Source organism: Paramagnetospirillum magneticum AMB-1 (assembly GCF_000009985.1).
GTDB lineage: Bacteria > Pseudomonadota > Alphaproteobacteria > Rhodospirillales > Magnetospirillaceae > Phaeospirillum > Phaeospirillum magneticum.
Map to the genome: position 1 here is coordinate 3,954,431 of NC_007626.1, position 24,246 is coordinate 3,978,676.

General features: G+C 66.2%; 19 protein-coding genes. 13 read left to right on the top strand and 6 right to left on the bottom strand.

The window, feature by feature from the left end; translation table 11 throughout:
* Positions 1 to 65: 65 nt before the first annotated feature.
* The 5 genes from AMB_RS24650 to AMB_RS18255 all read left to right on the top strand — a co-directional run bounded on the left by AMB_RS24650 (position 66) and on the right by AMB_RS18255 (position 4,836).
* Complete coding sequence (locus tag AMB_RS24650; RefSeq protein ID WP_011385960.1) at positions 66 to 1,862, top strand: GGDEF domain-containing protein; 1,797 nt, start codon at positions 66 to 68, stop codon at positions 1,860 to 1,862.
* Positions 1,863 to 1,893: 31 nt separating this feature from the next.
* Positions 1,894 to 2,487: a peroxidase-related enzyme gene (locus tag AMB_RS18240; RefSeq protein ID WP_011385961.1), complete on the top strand. Its 594-nt coding sequence runs from the start codon at positions 1,894 to 1,896 to the stop codon at positions 2,485 to 2,487.
* 92 nt (positions 2,488 to 2,579) lie between these two features.
* The gene (locus tag AMB_RS18245; RefSeq protein ID WP_011385962.1) at positions 2,580 to 3,077 is read left to right on the top strand and encodes a hypothetical protein; all 498 of its coding nucleotides are present in this window, start codon (positions 2,580 to 2,582) and stop codon (positions 3,075 to 3,077) included.
* Positions 3,074 to 3,280 carry a hypothetical protein gene (locus AMB_RS18250; RefSeq protein ID WP_011385963.1) on the top strand — a complete coding sequence of 69 codons (207 nt, stop codon included), beginning with the start codon at positions 3,074 to 3,076 and terminating at the stop codon, positions 3,278 to 3,280. The genes AMB_RS18245 and AMB_RS18250 overlap by 4 nt, the downstream gene beginning before the upstream one ends.
* 68 nt (positions 3,281 to 3,348) lie before the next feature.
* A complete protein-coding gene (locus AMB_RS18255; RefSeq protein ID WP_231848888.1) occupies positions 3,349 to 4,836 on the top strand; it encodes a bifunctional metallophosphatase/5'-nucleotidase in 1,488 nt (495 codons plus the stop codon).
* A gap of 12 nt (positions 4,837 to 4,848) precedes the next feature.
* Here the strand turns inward: AMB_RS18255 and AMB_RS18260 are convergent, their stop codons facing one another.
* Positions 4,849 to 5,067 (bottom strand): hypothetical protein, encoded by a 219-nt coding sequence (locus AMB_RS18260; RefSeq protein ID WP_043745137.1) that lies wholly within the window; start codon positions 5,065 to 5,067, stop codon positions 4,849 to 4,851.
* Between the two features lie 140 nt (positions 5,068 to 5,207).
* On the opposite strand from AMB_RS18260, the gene AMB_RS18265 reads away from it, so the two are divergent.
* From AMB_RS18265 to AMB_RS18280, 3 genes are all read left to right on the top strand, one after another.
* Entirely contained in the window at positions 5,208 to 7,970 is a 2,763-nt protein-coding gene (locus AMB_RS18265) for an ATP-dependent DNA helicase (protein ID WP_011385966.1), read from the top strand.
* A 528-nt stretch (positions 7,971 to 8,498) separates the two neighbouring features.
* A complete protein-coding gene (locus AMB_RS18275; RefSeq protein ID WP_011385968.1) occupies positions 8,499 to 9,998 on the top strand; it encodes a bacteriohemerythrin in 1,500 nt (499 codons plus the stop codon).
* Between the two features lie 88 nt (positions 9,999 to 10,086).
* On the top strand, positions 10,087 to 11,673 hold the full coding sequence (locus AMB_RS18280) for a lysine--tRNA ligase (protein WP_011385969.1): 1,587 nt from the start codon (positions 10,087 to 10,089) through the stop codon (positions 11,671 to 11,673).
* A gap of 118 nt (positions 11,674 to 11,791) precedes the next feature.
* Here AMB_RS18280 and AMB_RS18285 read toward each other — a convergent pair whose 3' ends face one another.
* From AMB_RS18285 to AMB_RS18300, 4 genes are read right to left on the bottom strand one after another with little or no spacing between them, the layout of a single operon-like run.
* Positions 11,792 to 12,133 (bottom strand): cupin domain-containing protein, encoded by a 342-nt coding sequence (locus AMB_RS18285; protein ID WP_011385970.1) that lies wholly within the window; start codon positions 12,131 to 12,133, stop codon positions 11,792 to 11,794.
* Positions 12,130 to 12,735 (bottom strand): glycerol-3-phosphate 1-O-acyltransferase PlsY, encoded by a 606-nt coding sequence (plsY, locus tag AMB_RS18290; protein WP_011385971.1) that lies wholly within the window; start codon positions 12,733 to 12,735, stop codon positions 12,130 to 12,132. The genes AMB_RS18285 and plsY overlap by 4 nt, the downstream gene beginning before the upstream one ends.
* Positions 12,728 to 14,038, bottom strand: a complete 1,311-nt coding sequence (locus AMB_RS18295; RefSeq protein WP_011385972.1) for a dihydroorotase — start codon at positions 14,036 to 14,038, stop codon at positions 12,728 to 12,730. Before AMB_RS18295 ends, plsY begins: the two co-directional genes overlap by 8 nt.
* Complete coding sequence (locus tag AMB_RS18300) at positions 14,038 to 14,991, bottom strand: aspartate carbamoyltransferase catalytic subunit (RefSeq protein ID WP_043745147.1); 954 nt, start codon at positions 14,989 to 14,991, stop codon at positions 14,038 to 14,040. Before AMB_RS18300 ends, AMB_RS18295 begins: the two co-directional genes overlap by 1 nt.
* Before the next feature lie 140 nt (positions 14,992 to 15,131).
* On the opposite strand from AMB_RS18300, the gene AMB_RS18305 reads away from it, so the two are divergent.
* The 5 genes from AMB_RS18305 (at position 15,132) to AMB_RS18320 (ending at position 23,544) form a co-directional block, all read left to right on the top strand.
* Positions 15,132 to 17,711, top strand: a complete 2,580-nt coding sequence (locus AMB_RS18305; RefSeq protein WP_148207480.1) for a sensor histidine kinase — start codon at positions 15,132 to 15,134, stop codon at positions 17,709 to 17,711.
* 85 nt (positions 17,712 to 17,796) lie between these two features.
* Positions 17,797 to 20,205: a sensor domain-containing protein gene (locus AMB_RS18310; protein ID WP_011385975.1), complete on the top strand. Its 2,409-nt coding sequence runs from the start codon at positions 17,797 to 17,799 to the stop codon at positions 20,203 to 20,205.
* An 89-nt stretch (positions 20,206 to 20,294) separates the two neighbouring features.
* Positions 20,295 to 22,523 (top strand): cache domain-containing protein, encoded by a 2,229-nt coding sequence (locus AMB_RS18315; protein ID WP_011385976.1) that lies wholly within the window; start codon positions 20,295 to 20,297, stop codon positions 22,521 to 22,523.
* 361 nt (positions 22,524 to 22,884) lie between these two features.
* Positions 22,885 to 23,118 carry a helix-turn-helix domain-containing protein gene (locus tag AMB_RS24655; RefSeq protein WP_148207481.1) on the top strand — a complete coding sequence of 78 codons (234 nt, stop codon included), beginning with the start codon at positions 22,885 to 22,887 and terminating at the stop codon, positions 23,116 to 23,118.
* A 36-nt stretch (positions 23,119 to 23,154) separates the two neighbouring features.
* Complete coding sequence (locus tag AMB_RS18320; protein ID WP_011385977.1) at positions 23,155 to 23,544, top strand: hypothetical protein; 390 nt, start codon at positions 23,155 to 23,157, stop codon at positions 23,542 to 23,544.
* Here AMB_RS18320 and AMB_RS18325 read toward each other — a convergent pair.
* On the bottom strand, positions 23,534 to 24,217 hold the full coding sequence (locus AMB_RS18325) for a class I SAM-dependent methyltransferase (protein WP_148207482.1): 684 nt from the start codon (positions 24,215 to 24,217) through the stop codon (positions 23,534 to 23,536). The genes AMB_RS18320 and AMB_RS18325 overlap by 11 nt on opposite strands.
* Positions 24,218 to 24,246 lie beyond the last annotated feature (29 nt).

The window sequence follows — 24,246 nt, forward strand, 5'->3', positions numbered from 1 at the left end:
TAGGATTACTCTTCCTCAAAGATGAGGGTGCCCTGGGGCCGCCCGCTGTCCGAGGTGGCCGGTCCATGGTGCTTGAGCGAATTGCGAGACTTTTCCAGGCGGCCCAACTCCTGGCCATATCCCTGGCTCCAAGTTTCGCCATCTGGTACCTGACGACGTTTTCGTCGTCTCCGCTGCCGCGGTTCGAAAGCCACCTGTTCCACGAATTCGCCATCACCATCGCCACGCTGATCGGTGGGTTCGTGTCCTATGTCTCGTGGCGCAGCTACCGGGAATCCGGCGAAGTCTTCCTGCGCTGGCTGACCGTCGGCTTCCTGGCCTTCACCTTGATCTACGCCCCCCATGGCCTCCTGACCCGCACCGCCCATCACAATATCTGGCTGTTCCTGCTGTTCGGCCCGGTGTCGCGCCTGGTGATGCTGAGCTGTATGGCCTATGGCCTGGCCCAGTACGGCAAGGCGGCGGAAGACGTCAAGGCGGTCTCGGCCAGCGGCTTCTGGCGCAAGGTGCTGATCGTGTGCGGCGTGGCCGTGGCGGCGGTGGCGATCCTGGCCAATTCCCCCCTGGCGCCCAGCCCCTGGGTGCGCATGCCCATGGAGACGGCGGCGGCCCTGCTCTGCCTCGGCGGACTGGCGGTCATGGTCCGCCGGCGGATCACCTCGCCCCTGATGAAGTATTACGGCGTGGCCCTGCTGCTGTTCGCCCAGGCGGCCCTGGGCTTCATGCTGGCCAAGCCCTGGGACCACCTGTGGTGGCTGGCCCACGCCATCTTCGCCGTCGGCTTTTCGGTGGTCGGATGGGGCGTGATCAGCGCCCTGCTCACCACCAAATCCTTCGCCTCGGCCTTCAGCCAGGAACAGCTCATGCGAGCCCTGGAGCAGGAAAAGGAACTGCTCGACTCCCTCAATCGGGAGTTATGGGCGGAGCGGCAATTGGCCCGCACCACCTTGGACGCGCTGCCCGACCATGTCTGCGTCATCGACGAGAGCGGCACCATTCTGGCCGTCAACGGAAGCTGGCGGGAATTCCATGAGGCCAATAACGGCGATCTGGCCTTTTGCGGCGTCGGAGCCAATTACCTGGAGGTCTGCGAACAGGCCGAAGGAGCCCAAAGCGAGGGAGCCCGGGCCGTCGCCGCGGGCATCCGCGCCGTGCTGGACGGAAGCCAGGACGGCTTCTCCATGGAATATACCTGCGACGCCCCGGGCGAGGCCCGGTGGTTCCTGATGAATGTGCGGCGCGCTGAATCGGCGGGCGGAGTCAGGGTGGTGATCGCCCACCAGAACATTTCCCAGCGCAAGGAGGCGGAACTCCGCCTGCGCCATCTGGCCATGAACGATGGCCTGACCGGGATCGCCAACCGCCGGGCCTTCGACGAAACCCTGGGCCAGGAATGGCGGCGCGCCAGCCGGGCGGGAACGCCGCTGTCGCTGCTGATGATCGATGTGGACCACTTCAAGGCCTATAACGACCATTATGGCCATCAGGCCGGAGACGAATGCCTGAAGGCGGTGGCGGCGACACTGGCGGCGACCGCCAAGCGCCCGGCCGATCTGGTGGCCCGCTATGGCGGCGAGGAATTCGGGGTCATCCTGCCCAGCAGCACCCTGGCCGACGCCCAGGCCCTGGCCGAGAAGATGCGTCTGGCTATCGCCCGGCTCGAGCTTCCGCACGAGGCCTCGCAGACCGAGAAGACCGTGACCATCTCCATCGGCGTTTCCTGTCTGAATCTGGCTGAAAGCCCCGGCGCGCTGCCACGCAACGGCCTCGACACCCAAATCCTGATCGCCCATGCCGACAACGCCCTGTACCGGGCCAAGACCACCGGGCGCAACCGCGTCACGGCCCAGGCCGCCGCCTGATTCTTTCCGCAACCCTTCCAGGTGATATTCCATGCCCCAGCCCGATCACGTGGTCCGCATCGACCTGCCCGAGGCGAAAGACTATCCCGAGGACATCGCCGCCTATTTCGCCAAATGCGACGAAAAGCTGGGCATGCGGCCCAACGTGCTGCTGGCCTACACGGCGCGGCCCGAGAAGTTCCGCACCTTCTCGCGCTTCTACAACCAGCTGATGCTGGCCGAGGATTCCGGCCTGTCCAAGCTGGAGCGCGAGATGATCGCCGTGGTCGTGTCCTCGGCCAACCGCTGCTACTACTGCCTGGTGGCCCATGGCCAGGCGCTGCGCCAGTTGTCGGGCGATCCGCAGCTGGGCGAGATGCTGGTGATGAATTACCGGGTGGCCGAATTGCCGCCGCGCCAGCGGGCCATGCTGGATTACGCCTGGAAACTGACCAAGACCCCCCACGACATCGCCGAGACCGATCGCGCCGCCCTGCGCGCGGCGGGGTTCAGCGATGCCGACATCTTCGACATCACCGACACGACGGGCTTCTTCAACTACACCAACCGCATGGCCCACGGACTGGACATGATGCCCAATCCTGAATACCACGCCATGGATCGTCACGATTTAAACCAAAAATAGGCACTATCGCGGGTTGACGCCCGCATTGGCACTGCCACACTCTGATACATCCCGCGCCGCGTTAGGCGAAATACCAGCCTGGGAGGTCGGCAGTGCGCATATTGTCCCGGTCCATACTGGCCTTGCTGGCCCTGCTGGCCGTTCAGTTCGGGCCGGCGCCCGCCCTGGCGGCCGATTCCGCCCCGCCTCCGCAGGCGGAGCAGAGCGCCGTCCAGCCGCGCACCAATGCCGAGATCCGGCAATGGTACAATGATCAGGTGGCGGCGATTCCCGCGCTGGATGCCCAGTGGCGCCAGCAGGGAGTGAGCGCCGAGAACAGGGCGCGGCGCGCCCATGCCATCCGCCACCATGCCCGCGTCAAGGCCCGCGAGTTCATGCCCGACAAGGCCGAGGTCCAGATGCTGCGCGCCCGCGACCAGAAGAAATACGGCAATCCCGACGGCCCCGGCTTCGAGGATCTGGTGGCCCGCAATCGCGAGAAAGGATTGACGGGCGACGCGGTCTACGACGACATCGTCGGCAGTTCCAACCGCACGGACCGCGCCACCAACGAGAAGTTCGGCGTCACCCCGCAGGCCAGGGCACCATGACCTCTCAGACTCCGTTCCTGCGTCCCATCCAGTGGCTGGCCTCCGGCGGGGCGGAATATCCCTATTTCGCCACCGTGGACGGCCAGCGCTGGCGGGTCCGGGTCAACGACTTCCCGGCCGAGGCGCTTTACACCCTTCTGGTGGACGCCCGGGAGGTGGAGGATTTCGACGACTGGCCGACCGCCTGGGTGCGGCCGGGCTGATGCGGGCTGGACATGATGGCCGATCCCGAATACCACGGAAGGCACCACAGAGCCGTCCCGGGGGCACCATGATGTTGCGGATGATCGTCGTCACCTTGTCGCTGCTGATCCTGGCCCCCCAGGTCATGGCCGAGCAGGTTCGCCTGACCTTCCTGCACGTCAACGACATCTACGAATACCGGCCGGTGGAGGGCAAGGGCGGCCTGGCCGAGCTGCTGACCGTGCTGGAGCGCGAGCGCGGCCGCAATCCCAATGCGGTCTTCACCTTCGGCGGCGACCTGCTCAGCCCCTCGCTGGCCTCCAACGCCACCAAGGGCGCCCATATGGTGGAGTTCTTCAACGCCCTGGCGCCCACTGCCGCCGTGCCCGGCAACCATGAGTTCGACTTCGGCACCGCCAATTTCGTCACGCAGATCAAGGCCTCGACCTTTCCCTGGGTGGGCTCCAACATCTCCGGCGTCGAAGGGGTCAAGCCCTCGCTGCTGACCGAGATCGGCGGCGTCAAGGTGGGCTTTGCCGGCGTGCTGACCCGCCAGACCACCCGCTCGTCCCATGCCGACGGCGCCACCTTCGCCGACGAGGCCGCCACCCTGGACGCCACCGCCCGCCAGTTGCGCGCCGCTGGGGCGGAACTGGTGGTGGCCCTGACCCATCAGGATCTGGACGACGACCGCAAGCAGGCCAATGGGGTCAAGGGCATCGACCTGATGCTGGGCGGCCATGATCACGATCCCATCAGTTTCCTGGAGAACGGCCCGCTGGTGCTGAAGGCCGGTCACGACGCCCATTGGGTCGGCGTGGTCGATCTGGTGGTCGACCGCCCCGATCCCGGCAACAGCGGCCCGACCACGGTGCGCACCGCCGGCTGGCGCTTCCTGCCGGTGGCCGATGTCGCCCCCGCTGCCGCCCTGGCGTCGCTGGTGTCCCGGACGGATTCCCTGATGGGCGAAGCCCTGGACCAGAAGCTGGCCAGCCTCGCCACCCCCATGGACAGCCGCACCACCACGGTGCGTGGTGAAGAGGCGGCCATCGGCAATCTGGTGGCCGACGGCCTGCGCGCCCATTTCGGCGCCGACCTGGCCCTGATCAACGGCGGCGGCCTGCGCGGCAACCGCCAGTACCAGCCCGGCACCAGCCTGACCCGCCGCGACCTGCTGTCCGAGATGCCGTTCGGCAACACGGTGATGCTGCTGGAGGTCACCGGCGCCCAACTGCTGGCCGCGCTGGAATTCAGCCTGTCGGCGGTGGAATCCAAGGCCGGTCGCTTCCCCCAGGTCTCGGGCCTGACCGTCGCCTATGATTCCACCAAGCCGGCCGGCAAGCGCGTCGTCACGGCCCAGGCCGGCGGCAAGGCGGTCGACCCCAAGCGTACCTACCGGCTGGCCACCATCGACTATCTGGCGGGGGGCGGTGACGGCTTCGTCGCCCTGAAGGACGCCAAGGTGCTGGTCAACGCCGAGGCCGCCCCGCTGCTGGTCAACGCGGTCAGCGACTACATCGCCGCCAAGGGCACCGTTTCCCCCAAGGTCGAGGGCCGGGTGACGGCGGTGCGGTAGGACGCCTTCACCCTATTCGGGAGCCGTTCCGCTGAAAAAGCCGTAAGCGGTCTCCGGCACGTCGCTGCGCAATCTCTCGCGCCCGTCGACCGTCACGAAGAAGCAGCCGTCCATGCTGCAATAGGCGATTTCCTTCACCGCGCCGGAATTGGACTTGCATGCGGCAATGGCGATGGTTCCATCATGTCCGCGGCTGCCGACCGCGGCGGCAATGCTTTCATGGTCGATCATGACGGCATCCCTTTTCCAGGCGAATTCGGGGCCACAAGGAGTACGCCACCCCGGTGGGATCTTGGGGTGAAAAGGCTGTGACAATCCGGTGACCGACAGCACGGCTTGTGCACCAATCGTTCTCACTGTAGTCTCCGGCCATGTCCGCGCCGTCCCGCATCCTGTTGCCCCATGTTCCGGTGCTGGTCGCCGGGATTCGGGGCGCGGTGGCGCTGGAGCCCGACGGCGAGTTCCGCCGCCTGAGCCGATCCGAGGCGGCGCGCTATGCCCGCAATGAAAGCCCGCTGGTCTGTCACGGCCCGGCTGTGGCGGCGCGGCTGGGGCTGGACGATTTCCTGCGCCTCGACATTCTCGAACTCTTCGCCTTCGTGCGCCCGGCCCGCTTTTGCCTGCCGACGCCGCGCGGGCTGGCCGATGCCATGGGCCTGCCCCACCCCGCCGATCTGGAGGACGAGGCCGAGGCGCTGATGAACGCCGTGCGCCGCCTGCTGGAGGAACTGAGCAGCCGCACCAATGCCGACACCGCCGCCAAGGCCGTGGACACCCGCGGTCTCGCCTGGATGATGGCCCGGGGTGGCTGGGGCTGGGGCAACGCGGTGCTGGCGGCGCTGGGCGTGCAGGGGGATTCAGGACGGGGCGGCGGCGCGCTTCGCGTCTGGGACCGCCTGCCCGAATGGAGCGAATACGCCCCCGAGCCGCCCCCCGGCAACATTCCCGTCGACCCGACCGAGACCCGTCAGCGCCTAGCCCAGATGCTGGGCGAAGGGGCCGAGCAACGCCCCACCCAGGCCGATTACGCCTCGGCCGTCAGCCGCGCCTTTCTGCCGCGCGAAGCCGAGGGCCAACCGCATCTCGTCCTGGCCGAGGCGGGCACCGGCACCGGCAAGACCCTGGGCTACATCGCCCCCGCCGGGCTGTGGGCCGAGAAGAACGGGGCGCCGGTGTGGATCTCCACCCACACCCGCAACCTGCAGCGCCAGCTGGACGGGGAACTGGACCGGCTGTTCCCCAACGCCGGCGACAAGGCGCGCAAGGTGGTGATCCGCAAGGGGCGCGAGAACTACGCCTGCCTGCTGAACTACGAGGAGATGGTCAGCCGCAATCGCAACCAGGACGCCCCCGCCGTGGGCCTGATGGCCCGCTGGCTGCTGGCCACCCGCGATGGCGACATGGTGGGGGGCGACTTTCCCGGCTGGCTGACCGAAGTGCTGGGCCGCGCCCGCACCTTAGGGATCGCCGACCGGCGGGGCGAGTGCATCTTCTCGGCCTGCCCCCATTACCGCAAATGCTTCATCGAACGCGCCGTACGCCGGGCGCGCCGTGCCGACATCGTGGTGGCCAACCACGCTTTGGTGATGATCCAGGCGGCGCTGGGCGGCCTCGACGACGGCGCCCAGCCCACCCGGCTGGTGTTCGACGAGGGTCATCACGTCTTCGACGCCGCCGACGCGGCCTTTTCCGCCCATCTCACCGGCCTGGAAGCCGCCGAGGTGCGGCGCTGGATTCTGGGGCCGGAGGGCGAGGCGGTCAGCCGCTCGCGCGCCCGGGGGCTGCACCGCCGCGCCGAGGATCTGGTGGGCGGCTCGGAAGAGGCCATCGCCGCCCTGGATGGCGCCCTGGCCGCCGCCCGCGCCCTGCCCGGCCCCGGTTGGATGGTGCGCATCAGCGAGGGCGAGCCCCAGGGACCGGCCGAAGCCTTTCTGGGCCTGTTGCGCCGGCAGGTCTATGCCCGCGCCGCCCATCCCGATTCCCCCTACAGCCTGGAGACCGAGACCACGGCGCCGCTGGAGGGACTGCCGGAGGCGGCGGGCGCCCTGGCCGCCGCCCTGGGGCGCATCGCCCTGCCGCTGCAGGTGCTGAGCAAGTCGCTCTCCGCCCTACTGGACGACGAGGCCGCCGAGTTGGAAAGCGCCACCCGTTCCCGCATCGAAGGCATCTGCCGCTCCATCGAGCGCCGGGTGCTGATGCCTTTGGCGGGGTGGAAGGGGATGCTGGACGGAGTCGTCCAGGGGGGTGGCGTGGTCGAGCGCCAATATATCGACTGGTTCTCGGTGGACCGGATCGACGGCCGCGACTACGACGCCGGCATGCACCGCCACTGGATCGACCCGACGCGCCCCTTCGCCAAGGCGGTGGTCGAGCCCGCCCACGGCGTGGTCATCACCTCGGCGACCCTTAAGGACGGGTCGGGCGACGTGGAGACCGACTGGCGGGCCGCAGAGCGGCGCACCGGCGCCCTTCATCTGGACAGCGACCCGCTGCGCGCCGAGGTGGCCTCGCCCTTCGACTACCCGACCCGCACCAAGGTGCTGATCGTCACCGATGTGCGCAAGGACGACATGGATCAGGTGGGGGCGGCCTATCGGGAGCTGTTCCTGGCGGCGAATGGCGGCGCCCTGGGCCTGTTCACCGCCATTTCGCGCCTCAAGGCCGTGCATAAGCGCATCAGCGCCCCCCTGGAAGATGCCGGCCTGCCGCTGCTGGCCCAGCATCTGGACAACATGGACACCTCGACCCTGGTGGATATCTTCCGCGCCGAGGAGCATTCGTGCCTGCTGGGCACCGACGCGGTCCGGGATGGAGTCGACGTGCCCGGCCGCTCGCTGCACCTGATCGTCTTCGACCGGGTGCCCTGGCCGCGCCCAGACATCCTGCACAAGGCCCGGCGCGCCGAGTTCGGCGGGCGGGCCTATGACGACATGATCACCCGGCTGCGCCTGAAGCAGGCCTTCGGCCGTCTGGTCCGCCGCGCCGACGACCGGGGCGTCTTCGTCCTGCTGGACCCCATGATGCCGTCTCGGCTGTTCGGCGCCTTCCCCCCCGGCGTCGAGCCGGTCAAGGTCGGACTGGCCGAGGCGGTGCGGCAATGCCGCCAGCTCCTGGCCGCCACGGCCGATGCATAAAATTTTAAATAAAGTTCCGGCACTTTTTGCCAAATTCGTAAGTACTATTTCGCCACCTCGATAGGATAGGTGTTTATTTTTGATGTAACCTTAGGTATAGTTTTCTCGTGAGCAGAGTCTCAAGAAGTTTGACTCTGCGTGTTGCCAGAAGAGGCGGCGATGACGCTGCTAACCCAAGACTGCCATTTCCGATTGGTCTCGGACACAGGACAGGAACTGATCGACGCCGATGATTCCGATGCGTTGATCTGCTTCACACGTCAGATTCTGGCTTGCCCCCGCTTACGGGACTGCGAGTTCGGAGATTACTGCACCATCCTTGCCGCCTCGCTGCTGTCGGAACACGGCCGCGCCCCGCACGAGACCGGCCGAACCGCCACAACCGTTCAGGCATCTATGCGGGAGCCCTCATTCCAGGAATAGGCTATCTCCCGACTTTTGCCATATGCCCGTTGACAAGCATGCCTAAAGTCACATCTGATTGAGGATGGGATTTGCCTTTGGCATGTGCGTTGGGCGGGGGCTGGAATGATCGTTTGGCGTGACGCCATGTCGGTGGGTGCACCGGCACTGGATGCCGACCACAAGAGGCTGATCGACCTGATCAACCTGACCGAACAGTGGATCGGCCAGGACAACTGGCGTCAGGTCGCCACCATCACCGAAGAACTGCTCCGCTACGTCGACGAGCATTTCCGGCGCGAAGAGGCGGTGATGGCCGCCATCAAATACTCAGAGTTGGAACAGCACAAGAAGGCGCACGAGACCCTGGCCCACAAGGCCAAGCTGCTGCACGACAAATTCAAGGCCGCCACCTTGGAGGAGGATCTGAAGACCTGCTCCCAGGTGCTGATCCGGGTGCTGACCGACTGGCTGGTCACCCATATCCTCAAGGAGGATATGAAGTACAAGGGTTCCGTCCCCAAGAAGGCCCCGCCCCCGCCCCCGGTTGCGCCGGTGGTCGAGATGTTCAACGGCATGCCGTCCAAGGAGGACGAGGCCGAGCGCAAGGCCCGCTGGGAAGCCCGCCACAAGGACATCGAATACGAACTGCCGCCCAACCTCGCCCATCTGCTGAAGCGGCTGGACTACGTGGTGCCGGAACTGCCCCCGCCGGCCGGCAAGTTCGAGAGCTTCGAGAAGCTGTGCGAGGCGGCCATCGGCCGGCGCATTGACAAGGTGCTGGTGTTCTTCCACCGCCACAACCCGGCCTTAAAGCGCGAGTTGCCACCCTTCTTCCTGGCCTCGCCCGAATTCGCCGAGAAGTTCAAGCTGGCGGTGACCAGGTTCATCTTCCCCACCATCTGGGAAAGCCGCAACATCCGCATGCTGGCCACCAGCTACGAATGGGCCGAGGACGACACCGACAGCTTCTGGGACCACGTCACCAAGCCGCTGGAAGACAGCATCCTCCAGGGCTGGAACAGCGGCTGGGACGAGTTGAAGCTGCTGGAAACCAAGAAGCCCGACGGCACAAGGGTCTTCCAGGTCAAGGACAACACCAAGGCCCTGCGCGAGATGCTGGCGCCCTCCTCGCCCGAGGCCTACGACATCCCCAAGATCGGCAACCGCGAGATCGAGACCCTGCGCTCGCTGCTCGATCCCCGGAACGACTGGTGGAAGCGCCTCAACCATGCATGGCGCATCTGCCACGACCTCTACGAGCAGGAAAAGGACCCGCGCATCTTTCAGCAGAAGGCCCGCGACGGCGCGCTGCGCGACAATCTGCTGGGCGCCTTCGCCAAGTTCCCGCCGGAATGGGGCGACTTCCTGGTGCTGGCCTGCCACCGGGTGTTCCCACGCATCTCATCGGCCTTCCTGGAAAGCTTCGTCAGTAATTTCGGCACCACCGAGGCCCAGCGGGAATCCCATGTGCCCTATACGGTCCGCTATCTGCGCCAGGTGAAGGAAGACCCCGACATCTGGCTGCGCGAACGCAATGCCGAGCAGGAATGGCAGGCCCAGATGAGGGAATTGTCCAACTACCTCGCCAACCGCGAGGCGGACGAGGTGGAAAAAAGACGCTGAGGCGCCATGCGCCCCGCCACGATTGACGCGCCCCCCTGCCGGGGACTAGCTTTCCGCTCTTCATCTGTTGAATGGAAAGCATAGACCCATGTCCTCCGATTCCCGCGACCTTGCCCGCTCCGCCACCGCCTGGCCATTTCAAGAGGCCCGTGCTCTGCTGGATGAGCGTCTGAAAGGCAAAGCGCCGGACAAGGGCTATGTGCTGTTCGAGACCGGCTATGGCCCGTCGGGCCTGCCCCACATCGGCACCTTCGGCGAAGTGGCGCGCACCACCATGGTGCGCCGCGCCTTCTCGCTGCTGGCGCCTGAGATTCCCACCCGTCTGTTCGCCTTCTCCGACGACATGGACGGGCTGCGCAAGGTGCCCGACAACATCCCCAACAAGGAGATGGTGGCGAAGCATCTGGGCAAGCCGCTGACCCGCATTCCCGATCCCTTCGGCACCCACGAAAGCTTCGGGCATCACAACAATGCCCGCCTGCGCAGCTTCCTCGACACCTTCGGCTTCGAATACGAGTTCCAGTCGGCCACCGACTGGTACACCTCGGGCCGCTTCGACGCCGCCCTGCTGGGTGTGCTCCGGCACTATGACGACGTCATCAACGTGGTGCTGCCGACCCTGGGCGACGAGCGCCGCGCCACCTATTCCCCCTTCCTGCCCGTCTGCCCGGAAACCGGCATCGTGCTGCAGGTCCCGGTGGTGGAGCGCAACGTGGATGCCGGCACCATCGTCTACAAGCGCGAGGACGGCAAGCTGATCGAGACCCCGGTCACCGGCGGCGCCTGCAAGCTGCAGTGGAAGGCCGATTGGGGCATGCGCTGGGTGGCCCTGGGCGTCGATTACGAGATGAGCGGCAAGGACCTGATCCCCTCGGTCCAGCTGTCGACCCGCATCGCCGCCATCCTGGGCGGCCGCGCCCCCATGAACCTGACCTACGAGCTGTTCCTGGACGACCAGGGCCAGAAGATCTCCAAGTCCAAGGGCAACGGCCTGGCCGTGGAGGACTGGCTGAAATACGCGCCGCAGGAAAGCCTGGCGCTGTTCATGTACCAGAAGCCCAAGACCGCCAAGCGCCTGTATTTCGACGTCATCCCGCGGGCCGTGGACGAGTATCTGGCCTATCTGGGCAAGTTCCCCTCGGAAGAGCCGGGCAAGAAGCTGGACAATCCGGTGTGGCACATCCACGGCGGCAAGCCGCCGGCCGAGGACGCCCATCTGTCGTTCAACATCCTGCTGAATCTGGTCAGCGTCTGCCACTCGGACGATCCGGCGGTGATCTGGGGCTTCATCAAGCGCTACGCCCCGGGCGCGGCGCCGGAAACCGCGCCGATCCTGAGCGGGCTGGTGGGCTATGCCATCGCCTATTACCGCGACTTCGTCCTGCCCAACAAGACCTACCGCAAGGCCACGCCCGACGAGGTCGAGGCCTTCGCCGCGCTGAAAGCCGGTCTGGAGGCCCTGTCCGCCGAGGCCAGTGTCGAGGACATCCAGAATCTGGTCTATGAGATCGGCAAGCGCCCCTGCTTCGCCGACCTCAAGGCCTGGTTCAAGGCCTGCTACGAGGTGCTGCTGGGCAACGACCAGGGCCCGCGCATGGGCAGCTTCATCAAGCTGTTCGGCGTGGCCGAAACCATCGCCCTGCTGGACAAGGCGATTGCCGGCCAGGACATGTAAATCAACGCCCCTATTCCATCCGGGGCCGATATGCCCCGGCCCCCTTTTACTTACAAATGAAAGGGAGGCTTGGAGGCATCGCCTCCAGGCGGGGCCGGGGCGGCAGCCCCGCAATGGATCAGGGGTCCCGGTGCAGGGCCAGCCACACGGTGGGCTGGTCCGGCGCCGTCCACTCCACCCGATGGCGGCAATGGGCGGGCAGCAGCAGCCAGTCGCCGGGGGTCAGGGCGCGGGGATGTTCCTCCCCCTCCAGGCGGACCATGGCGGCGCCCCTGACCACCACCACCCACTCGTCGTCGTCCTGATCGAGCCACTGGCCCTCGGGCGTGGTCTGGCCGTTGGAGACGATGCGCAGCAGGCGGAACCGCCCGCCGTCCAGCAAGGGATCAAACCGCTCCGCCTCGAAGTCGTCGTTCGGCAGATTGTCGAACAGGCTTCCGGCGGCGGGCGGCTGGTTCATCCCTCGCTCTCCGTCTTCTTCTTGCCGCCGATCCGGGGTTCCTCGCCCCGGATCAGGCGGATGATGTTGGCCTTGTGGCGGTAAAAGCCCATCACCGCCAGCCCGGCGGCCATCAGGGCGTATTGCGGCCCGGCGAAATACAGGGCGAAGCCGGGCGAGGCCGCCAGGGCGATCAGTGCCGACAGGGACGAGATGCGGAAGATGGCCGCGCTCACCAGCCAGGTGCCGATGCAGGCCAGCCCCACCGGCCACGCCGCCGCCAGCAAGGTGCCGATGGTGGTGGCGACGCCCTTGCCGCCCTTGAAGCCCAGCCAGACCGGGAAATTGTGCCCAAGCACGGCGGCGAAGCCGGCAACCGGCACCATCTCACGGCCCAGCAGGACCCACACCAGCCCCACGGCGATGGCGCCCTTGCCGCCGTCCAGCAGCAGGGTGGCCAGGGCCAGCCCCTTGCGCCCGGTGCGCAGCACGTTGGTGGCGCCGATATTGCCCGAGCCGATCTGGCGGATGTCCCCCAGCCCGGCGAGGCGGGTCAGCACCAGCCCGAAGGGCACCGAGCCCAGCAGATAGCCGCCCAAGGTAGCTGCGACCAGCTCAAGCATCGTGCGTATACACCGTCCGCCCGTCGACGATGGTGCGCATCACCATGCCCTGCACCGGGCGGTCGTCGAAGGGGGAGTTCTTGGACTTGGAATGGAAGCTCTTGGCGTTGACCTTCCAGCCGCGATCGGGATCAAACAGCACCAGGTCGGCCGCCGCCCCCACCTTCAGGCGGCCGGCCGCCAGATTGAGGATGGCGGAGGGAGCACAGGTGATCAGCCTCAGCGCCTCGATCAGGCTCATATGGCCGTTATGGGCGAGGTCCAGGGTGACCGGCAGCAGGGTCTCGAGACCCACGCCGCCGAACTCGGCCACGGCGAAGGGCACCCGCTTGGAATCCTGGTCCTGGGGGGAATGGTCCGAGGCCACGGCGTCGATGGTGCCGTCCTTCAGCCCCTCGACCACCGCCTGGCGATCGGTTTCGGAGCGGAGCGGCGGCGACAGCTTGGCGAAGGTGCGATAGTCCTTCACCGCCAGTTCGTTCAGGGCGAAATAGGGCGGCGCGGTATCGCAGGTGACCGGCAGGCCCTTGGCCTTGGCCTTGCGGATGATCTCGACGCCGGCGGCAGTGGCCACATGGGCGGCGTGGTAGCGCCCATTGGTGATCTCCACCAGCCGCATGTCGCGTTCCAGCATGATGGCCTCGGCGGCCACCGGAATGCCGGACAGGCCCATGCGGGTGGCCAGTTCGCCCTCGTTCATCATGCCGCCCTCGGCCAGGGAGGGCTCCTCCGGGTGCTGGACGATCAGCAGGCCGAAGGTGGCGGCATAGGTCAGCGCCCGGCGCATGACCTGGGCGTTGCGGATGGCCTTGAGGCCATCGGTGAAGCCCAGGGCGCCGGCCTCGGCCAGCATGCCCATCTCGGCCAGTTCCTTGCCCTCCACCCGCTTGGTGGCGGCGGCATAGGGATAGACCTTGGCCAGACCGATCTTGCGGGCGCGGCGCGCCACGAATTCCACGGTGGCGACCTCGTCGATCACCGGATTGGTGTTGGGCAGGCAGACCATGGAGGTGACGCCGCCGGCCACTGCCGCCTCACCCGCCGATTTCAGGGTCTCCTTGTGCTCCTCGCCCGGCTCGCGCAGCTGGACGCGCATGTCCACCAGACCGGGGGCAAGGCACAGGCCCTTGCAGTCCACCACCTCCATGCCCGAGGGCACGCCGCCCTGGAACAGGCCGGGGCCCACATCGGCGATGGTCTCGCCATTGGTCAGCAGGGCGCCCCGGGTATCCAGCCCGGTGGCCGGGTCCAGCAGGCGGGCGTTGACATAGGCCACCAGGCCCGAGGAATTGCGGGCGGCCATCAGACGGCTCCTTCCGAGCGGGTCAGGTCGCGGGTCAGCATGTCCAGGCAGGCCATGCGCACCGCCACGCCCATCTCCACCTGCGAACGGATCAGCGAGCGTTCCACGTCGTCGGCCACGTCGGAATCGATCTCGACGCCGCGGTTCATGGGACCGGGATGCATGATCACCGCATCGGGCTTGGCGATGCCCAGCTTCTCGCGGTCCAGGCCGAAGAAGTGGAAGTACTCGCGGATGCTGGGGATGAAATTGCCGCTCATGCGCTCGTTCTGGATGCGCAGCATCATGATGACGTCCACGTCGGCCAGACCCTTGCGCATGTCGTGGAAGACCTCGACGCCCATGCGGTCGAGGCCCGAGGGCAACAGGGTGCGCGGGCCGATCAGGCGCACATGGGCGCCCATGGCGTTGAGCAGGTAGATGTTGGAGCGGGCCACGCGGGAATGGCGCACGTCGCCGCAGATGGCGACGTTGAGGCCCGACAGTTTGCCCTTGCGGCGCCGGATGGTCAGGGCGTCGAGCAAGGCCTGGGTGGGGTGCTCGTGGCTGCCGTCGCCGCCGTTGATCACGGCGCAATTAACCTTTTCGCTCAGCAGCTTGACCGCGCCCGAATCCGGGTGGCGCACCACCAGCACGTCCAGATGCATGGCGTTGAGCGTCATGGCGGTGTCGATCAGGGTCTCGCCCTTCTGCACCGACGAGCCCGCCGACTGCATGTTGATCACATCGGCGCCCAGACGCTTGCCCGCCAGCTCGAAGCTGGTGCGCGTGCGCGTCGAGTTCTCGTAGAACAGGTTGATGACCGTGCGGCCGCGCAGGAGATTCTTGCGCTTGTCGCTGGAACGATTCTGTTCGACATAGCCTTCGGCCAGGTCGAGCAGGCTGGTGATCTCGCTCGGGGCCAGGCCCTGGATGCCGAGGAGATGACGGTGCGGAAAGGCGGCGTCTGTCATGGTTCGGGAACTATAGGGCCAGCCGGCCCGCCGGGCAAGACGGCGAGAGCGCTCCTTGCGCCGCAACGATACACGTGTCTTGCGCCCGGGTCGAAAGTACACCCACAATGCGGCAACGAAACCCGCCGAAAACTGGGTCGATGAAAACAGGAGAGGGACGCCTGGGGCTCCGTGTCCGTATCGCCGTGGCGATCGCGGTCACCTGCCTTGTCTCGGTGGTCGTCGTGGTGGGCTTTCTTCGCCACGCCCTGGAACGCCAGGCGGCGGCCCAGTGGAGCCGCGAGCGCGGCCAGGTCGCCTCGGCCCTGGCCATCGGGCTCGACGCCGCCATCAAGTCCATGACCGAGGACCTCCGCTTTGCCGCCTCCCTGCCCGAAATGGCCGCATTGCCCGCCATCAATCAGGTGGAGCGCGCCATCAACGGCATTCCCGCCGATGCCGACCCGCAAAAGCGGCAGATCCTGAACAGCCTGATGAAGGGCGGACACTTCTCTGTCCTGTTCGTGCTGCAGCCCAACGGCGACCACTACATCAGCCACCCCTTCCACGTGCAACAGCGCCTGAAGCGCTTCAATCTGGCCGACCGCCCGTATTTCCAGGAAGCCTCCCGCACCAGCGGCCCCGCCCTGTCCGACGCCTTCGTGGGGGCCGACGGCATTCCCGCCGTGGCCATCGACGTGCCGCGCCTCGACGGGCGGGGGGAGGTCATCCTGCATCTGGGCGGCGTCATCCATCTGCCCCGGCTGACGGAAATCTTCGCCGGCTCCATCCTGCCGCCCTTCGATATGGGCGTCCTGATGGACCGCCAGGGCACGGTGATCGCCGCCACCGGGCGCGGCCAGACGGTGGAGGCCCCCGACGGGGCGCTGACCGCCGCCGCCAGGGCGTTCCAGAGCACCTCCCCCGCTCCCGGCAAGGCAGCGGTCAAAGCCTATCCCAGCCCCACCGGCAAGGAGGAGATGATCGCCGCCTTCGTGCTGCTGAACAACGGCTGGACCGTGTCCCTGGCCCGCCCCCGGTCCAGCTTCGTCGACGAGATCGCCCCGGAGGTGACCCGCATCTCGGTCATTGTCGGCGGCTTGCTGCTGCTGGTGTCCTCCCTGGGTTTCGCGATCGCCCATCATGTGGCCGGGCGCTGGGACGCGGCGCGCAAGGCCCTGGCCGCCGCCCATGACGAGCTTGAGACCCGGGTGCATGAGCGGACCGCCGCCCTGGACACCAGCCGCCGCGAGCTGTCCACCAAGTCGCGAACGCTGGAAACCATTCTGGACAACATCGCCCAGGGCATCAGCGTCTATGACGACGATCTGCGCCTGGTGGCCTGCAATCACCGGTTCGGAGAGTTGCTGCGCCTGCCCCCGGACATGACCCGGCCGGGAACGGCGCTGGAGGACTACCTGCGCTTCAACGCGAGGCGGGGCGAATACGGTCCCGGCGACCCCGAGGCCCATGTGGCCGAGCGCATGGATCTGGCCCGCAACTTCCAGCCGCACCGCTTCCAGCGCCAGAGGGCCGACGGCACCGCGCTCGAGGTCATCGGCAACCCCTTGCCCGGCGGCGGCTTCGTCGCCACCCACACCGACATCACCGAGGCCCGGCGGGCCGAGGAAGCCCTGCGCACCCTGTCGCGGGCCGTGGAGCAAAGTCCGGTCTCGGTGATCATCACCGACCCCCGCGGCAACATCGATTACGTGAACCCCAAATTCATGGAGGTCTGCGGCTACACTTTGGAAGAAGTGCGCGGCCTCAATCCTCGCTTGCTGAAATCCGGCCTGACCCAGGATGCGGTCTACGCCGACCTATGGCGGACCATTACCGCCGGCGGCACCTGGGAAGGCGAGTTGCAGAACCGCCGGAAGAACGGCGAACTGTATTGGGAGAGGGCCTCCATCTCCCCGATCCGCTCTCCCGACGGCGCCATCTTGCACTATCTGGCGGTCAAGGAGGACATCACCGCCCGCAAGGCCGCCGAGGACGCCCTGGTCGCCGCCATGCAGGCCGCCGAGGACGCCAACCGCGCCAAGACCGTCTTCCTGTCGCATATGAGCCACGAGTTGCGCACGCCGCTGACCGCCGTGCTGGGCTATACCGAGATGCTGGAAAGCGGCATGGCCGGGCCGCTGCCGTCCCAGCACGCCGATTTCGTCGCCGCCATTTCGGACAGCGGCCGGCACCTGCTGTCCATCATCGACGAAGTGCTCGACATCAGCCGCATCGAACTGGGCAGCTACCGCATCGCGACCGGCCCCACCGATTTGAGGTCCATCGCCCAGGAATGCGTCGGGATGCTGCGGCCGCAATGCGTCGCCAAGGACATCCAGCTCGATCTGGAGGAGGGCGGGGCCATGCCGCTGGTCACCGATTCCCGCGCCGTGCGCCAGGTGTTGATCAACCTGCTGGGCAATGCCGTCAAGTACACCGAGGCGGGCGGCCGCATCTCGGTCGGCCTGACGCGGGCCGGCCAGACCCTGCGCGTCGTCGTCGCCGATACCGGCTGCGGCATCGCCACCGACAAGCTGGCTCATGTCTTCGAGCCCTTCCAGCGGGTGGACCCGCTGCGCGCCGACCCGGCCCGCGGCGTCGGCCTGGGGCTGGCCATCTGCCGCCGCATCGTCGAGCTGCTGCACGGCGACATCGCTATCCAGTCGGAACCGGGCCGAGGCACTGCCGTCACCTTGACTCTGCCGCTCTCCGCCGCGGACAACTCTCCCATTCCATAGGGTCTGGACCCGATCCCCGTCGTGACACTTCGTCATTTTCCGGTTAGATTTGACGAAACTGCCAGTCACCTGAGATTCAGATCGCATGTCCCTCCCTGCTGAAATTACGGATTTCCTGGGCATTCTGGACGAAAGCCCGGTCGGGGTTTCCGTGTCGCGTCGTCGCGACGGCCTGGTGCTGTTCGTCAACCGCCGCTTCTGCCAGATCACCGGCATGACGCCCGAGCAATGCATCGGCCATTCGGCGCGGCGCCACTTCGCTGATGACGACCAGCGCCTGGAAGTGGTGCGGCAGTTGAAGGAGGCCGGCGAGATCGCCGACGCCGACGTGAAGTTCTTCCGCGTCGACGGCTCGTCCTTCTGGTCGGTGCTGACCATCCGCTCCGCCACCCTGAACGGTGAGGCGGTCAATCTCGCCTGGCTCTACGACGTCAGCAAGCGCAAGCAGGCGGAACAGGCCATTCTCGACGGCAAGACCCTGATCCGGGCCATGCTGGATTCCTCCACCGATGGCATCGTCCTGGTCAATGCCGAGGGCACCATTCTGGCCGTCAACGCCGCCGCCTCGGCCATTTTCGAGAAGAACAGCGACGACCTTCCGGGCAAGGCCATCTGGGATCATCTTCCCGATTCCGTCGTAGCCCCCATGCGCCGGGGAATTGACCGCGTGCTGGACCGCCGCGAGACCGTCGAGAGCCACCACGCCATCGGCGCCAAGCTGTTCGACGTGCACATGCATCTGGTGGCGGATTCGGTGGGACAGCGCGACCGGGTGGCGATTTTCTCCCGCGACGTGACCCAAAGCCACCAGCGCCGCCAGCAGTTGCGCAAGCTGGAAACGGCATTGGAGCAGGCGCCGGTTTCGGTAATGATCACCGATTCCCATGGCGCCATCGAATATGTCAACCGCGCCTTCGTCCTGGTCTCGGGCTATTCCGAGGACGAGGTGCTGGGCCGCAACCCGCGCCTGCTGAAATCGGGCGAGACGGTGGCCTCCCTTTACCGCGACATGTGGCATTGCCTGGCGTCCGGCGCCACCTGGCAGGGCGAGCTGTGCAACCGGGCCAAGGACGGCAGCCTGTTCTGGGAATACGCCACCATCTCTCCCATCCGCGACGATGATGGCGTGGTGACCCACTTCATGGCGGTCAAGGAGAACATCACCCAGCGCAAGGAGACCGAGCAGCAACTGGTCCATCAGGCCACCCACGACACGCTGACCGGACTGCCCAACCGCCTGCTGCTGGAAGACCGCGTCCACCACGCCATCGAGGTGGCCAAGCGCGAGGGACGGCGCATCGGCCTGATGTTCCTCGACCTTGACCGTTTCAAGATCGTCAACGACAGCCTGGGCCACGTGGCCGGCGACGAATTGCTGAAGGTGGTGTCGGACCGCCTGCGCCATACCCTGCGCCGCTCCGATACCGTGGCGCGCCTGGGCGGCGACGAATTCGTGGTGGTGCTGACCCATTTTCAAAGCACCACCGAACTGGCCGAGGTGGCGGAAAAGATCTCCGCCGCCCTGGACGAGCCGGTGGAACTGTCTGGCCACAAGGTGCATGTGGGCGCCAGTATCGGCATCGCCATCTACCCCGACGACGGCGATAATTTCAATGCCCTGATGAAAGACGCCGACACCGCCATGTACCGGGCCAAGCAAAAGGGGCGCAACACCTTCTGCTTCTACGATTCCAACATGAACGACGAGGCCCTGGACCGCCTCAAGCTGGAGGAGGCGCTGCGCCGCGCCCTGGTGCGGGGCGAGTTCCAGCTGTTCTACCAGCCCCAGGTCGACCTGCAGACCGGTCGGACATCGGGGGTCGAGGCCCTGATCCGCTGGAACAGCCCCGAGCGCGGCCAGGTCTCGCCGGCCCTGTTCATCCCCGTGGCCGAGGAAAGCAACCTGATTTCCATGATCGGCTGGTGGGTACTGGAGGAATCGTGCCGCCAGATCGCCGCCTGGCGCGAAGCCGGACTGACCGGCATCAAGGTGGCCGTCAATGTTTCCGGCCGCCAGTTCCTCAACCACGCCCTGGTGGAGTGCATCTCCGACCTGATGGCCCAATACGCCGTCCTGCCTTCTCAGCTGGAAATCGAACTGACGGAAAGCACCGTCATGGCCGAACCCGACCGGGCCATCGAACAGCTGACCCGGCTGCGCGAGATCGGCATCCAGGTCTCGGTGGACGACTTCGGCACCGGCTATTCCAGCCTGTCCTACCTGAAGCGGCTGCCGCTCAGCACCATCAAGGTGGACCGCTCCTTCGTGCGCGACGTCAACAACCAGAGCGACAATGCCGCCATCGTCTCGGCAATCCTGGGTCTGGCCGACGCTCTCGACATGTCCATCGTCGCCGAGGGCGTCGAGACCGAGGGCGAGGAGCAGCACCTCAAGGATGCCGGGTGCATCAAGGTCCAGGGCTTCCGTTACGCCAAGCCCATGCCCGCCGATCAGCTCGCCGCCTGGATGCTGCGGCAAGGTCGCGGAATCTGACCTCTTCTACTGGTCTTACCCGATGACGCGCCCCACCTAGTGAGGTAGCATTGTCACAACTTGTTTAATTTGCCGGTGACCCAACGCAAATGAATTCGATGCCGCCCGTGCCCGAGACTCCGTCCGGCGCGCCTCCCAATGGCGCGTCGGCCGGTGACGCGCGGGATCGGCGGCGCAAGAAGCGCGGCAAGGGCCTGACGTTGAGGGTCAACATCCTGGGCGCCTTCGCCGCCCTGCTGACCGTCACCGTCATCACCCTGGTCGCCTTCGCCTACCATAAGAACTCCGCCTCGGTCCTGGAATTGATGGGCCGCTTCGTGGAGCGGGTGTCGGCCTCGGGCATTTCCAGCTCCATGGCCCTGCTCGACCCGGTGGAGACCAGCGTCCAGGCCACGGCCCGACTGGCCGCCATCGACGAGGCCAAGGCCCGCGACGGCTCGCTCTTCCCCTACATGACCAGCATTCTGGCGACCCAGCCGCAATTGCAGAGCATTTATCTGGCCTTCGACGCGGATGGGCGCTTCCTCCAGGCCTTCCCCATACCGCCGGGAACCAGGAAATTCGGCGCCCACGACACCCAGCCGCCGGAGAACGCCCGCTTCGCGCTGCGGGTGGTCGATCGCAAGGGTGGCAAATATACCGACGTCTGGACCTATGTCACCGCGGCCGGGGCCGTGGTGGGGGAGGAGACCTCCAACGAGCTGAACTACGACCCCAGGCCCCGCCCCTGGTACAAGGACGCCATCGCCACCAAGGGCCTGATCTGGAGCGACCTGCTGGTCTATACCAGCAACCGTCAGCCCGGCATCACCGCCGCCTATCCCATCTTCGCCGCCGACGGGCGGGTGATCGGCGCCGCCGCCGCCAACGTCGCCACCAAGCAGATGTCCGACTTCCTGGCCAGCCTGGATCTGGGCGGGTCGGGCATGGCCTTCATCGTCGACGAGAAGGAGCAGCTGATCGCCCATCCCGACGCCGCCCGCACGGTGCGCCAGGACGGACTGAAATACTCCCTGGTCAAGGCCGACCAGCTGGGCGAGCAGGTCATCGCAGACGCCTTCGCCGCCTACCGCTCCGCCAAGACGCGCACGGTCAGCTTCGATTCCGGCGGCAAGCGGCACCTGGGGTCGTTCAACCCCTTCCCCACCGATCTGGGCAAGAACTGGCTGATGGTCATCATCGTGCTGGAAGACGACTTCGTCGGCACACTGAAGGAAAACAGCCGCGACCTGGTGGCTGTGGGCTTCGCCGTCATGGTGATCGGCCTGCTGCTGGTGGCCCTGCTGTCCAGTTGGATCACGCGGCCGCTGACCCTGCTCATCCACGAGATTCAGAAGATCCAGAAATTCGACCTGGCCGGTCCCATCGCGCTGCACGCCATCGTCGCCGAGGTCAACGAACTCATCCACTCGATGAACATGATGAAGCGGGCGCTTCGGACTTTCGGCATGTTCGTGCCCCGCGATCTGGTGCGCGAGCTGGTGGCCAGCGGCCGGGCCATCGAACTGGGCGGCCAGGACCGGACGCTGACCGTGATGTTCACCGACGTGGCCGACTTCACCGGCCTGTCCGAGCGCATGGCGGCCGGCGACCTGCTGGTCCACATCTCGCGCCATCTGGCCGCCATCTCGGAATGCGTGGCGGAAGAAGACGGAACCGTCGACAAATACGTGGGCGATGCTGTGATGGCCTTCTGGGGCGCCCCGGTCTGGCGCGACGACCACGCCCTGCGCGGCTGCATCGCCGCATTGAAGGCCCGGGAGACCCAGGCCCGGATGAACGCCGAGTGGGCCGCCCAGGGCCTGCCCACCATGTTCGTGCGCATCGGGCTGCATACGGCGCCGGTGATCGTCGGCAATATCGGCTCGGCCTGGCGCATGAGCTATACCGCCATGGGCGACGGCGTCAACGTCGCCTCGCGGCTGGAAGGCGTCAACAAGGCCTATGGCACCCAGATCTGCGTCAGTCAGGCGGTGCTGGACGCCGCAGGGCCGGGGGTCCTGGCCCGGCCGCTGGATCTGGTGGCGGTCAAGGGCCGCAAGGCCGGCGCCCTGGTCTATGAATTGATGGCGTTGCGCGACGGCGTCCCTGAGCTTGCCCCCACGGCGGAGCAACTGGAAATCTGCCGCATGACCGAGGAAGCCTTCACCGCCTATCAGGACCGGCGCTGGTCCGATTCCATCGCCGCCTATGAGCGGCTGGCCGCTCTCGCCCCCTCGGACAAGCTGCCCGCCATCTTCATCGAGCGCTGCCGCCACTTCCTGGCCGAGCCGCCGCCCCCCGAATGGATCGGCGTCTATGAGATGAAGACCAAATAATCAACTACAGCCACAGCACATCACAAAACCCAAAAAAGCAGCCATTTGCCACACACACCACGAAGACAGCAACAGTTACGGGTGGTCGCCGACAGAATGAAGGCACATTCAAAACACATGAATGAAAGTCTTTCCCCCCATCAAAAGCGGGAAAGTCTTAAGGACGGAGCCCTTATCTGACTATTTACGACGCCCCTGACATAAGTCATACGTATATCCACCTCCAAGACAGAACTTTCCACCCCCACAATCGCGGTCTAGCCCTAGTTGAATTGCTAGGTCTTGATATCTGGCTTGATTGCCCCAATCACAGGCAACTATTCTGCAGCCTACAGAGGTTTTGACACTATACGGTGCAGAAGTGGACGGTTCCAGCGTTGAGAGTAATCTGACTGAGCGGGAACGTGACGTCTTACAACTTATTGCCTCGGGCAAGAGCAGCAAAGAAATAGCCCGCCACCTGGGAATATCCATTGGCGGGGTGAACTTTCATATTCTCAATGCCATGAAGAAAATGGGTGCCGCGACAAGGGCACACGCCGTTGCGCGCGCGATTTTCCTTGGACTTTTGCTACCAGAGGTCGGACGCAACTGATCGACCGGCTTATCTTGGATACAGGGGAGCAAGGACGTGCCGAAGCCCATGGACACCATGGAACACGACAATGAGGGCTGCGTCGACAGGCAGGTCCTGTTCGAGGGGGCGGTGCTCGCCGTCCTGGCTCGCGTCGTGGAAAGCGGGATGCGCACCGACCTGGCCGCCTCCGAATACCTGACCCGATTTCCCATCGGCTCGGACGAGCACCACATCCTGGCGGATATGATCATCTGTGTCTCCGACGGCCTTCGCCTGATACTGACGGCGGCCGAGAGCGAGGCAAACACCCGCATCATCCTCGATGACGTCACCAGGGCCTGGCGCGACACCCCGTCTCGCCGCCGCCTGTCGGTGAGAAGCGGAGCAACCCGCATTCAGGCCTGCATCGGCAACCTTCGCCGGGCCATCGCAGCTATTTCCTGAGCCCGGCCATCACGGCGAAGCTGACGTTCTTGTAGCGGCACTCCACCTGCTCCAGTCCCGCCCGGCGCAACCAGTCCAGTTGCGGCGCCAGCGGCGTGCGGCGATCCAGGGTCTGGCGCTCGATGGCGGCGGCGATCTCGTCAACCGGGAGTCCGGCCCGCTGGATCGCCTCGTGCCAGTGGCTCCAGTAGCGAGCCTCCATCTCCGCCGTATCCCCGGCCACCTGATCGGCGTTGACCACCGCGCCGCCCGGCCGGACGGCGCGGGCCATGGCGGCATAGACCGCCCGCTTGCCCTCGTCCTCCAGGTGGTGGATGGACAGCGCCGACATCACCACGTCGTAAGCCCCCTCCTCGGCCAGATCGAGATGATTCATCACCCGGAACTCCACGGGCACCGGATGGGCGGCGAAGCGCTCGCGTGCGCGCTCCAGCATGTCCTCGGCCAGATCGGTCAGCACCAGCCGGACATCGGGCCGGCGTTCGGCCACCAGGGCGGACAGCAGCCCCGTCCCCGCCCCCAGGTCGAGGATACGGGCGCCCGGCGGCGCGAACTCGGTCACCAGATCCAGGGCGGCGCCATAGAAATCGTCGAAGCAGGGGATCAACTGTCGCCGCAAGCCGTCATAGGAGCGGGCGGCGCGGTTGAAGGCGGCTTCGATGGTCAGCGTCATATTAACCTTCCCTGACATAAGGAGCTTTC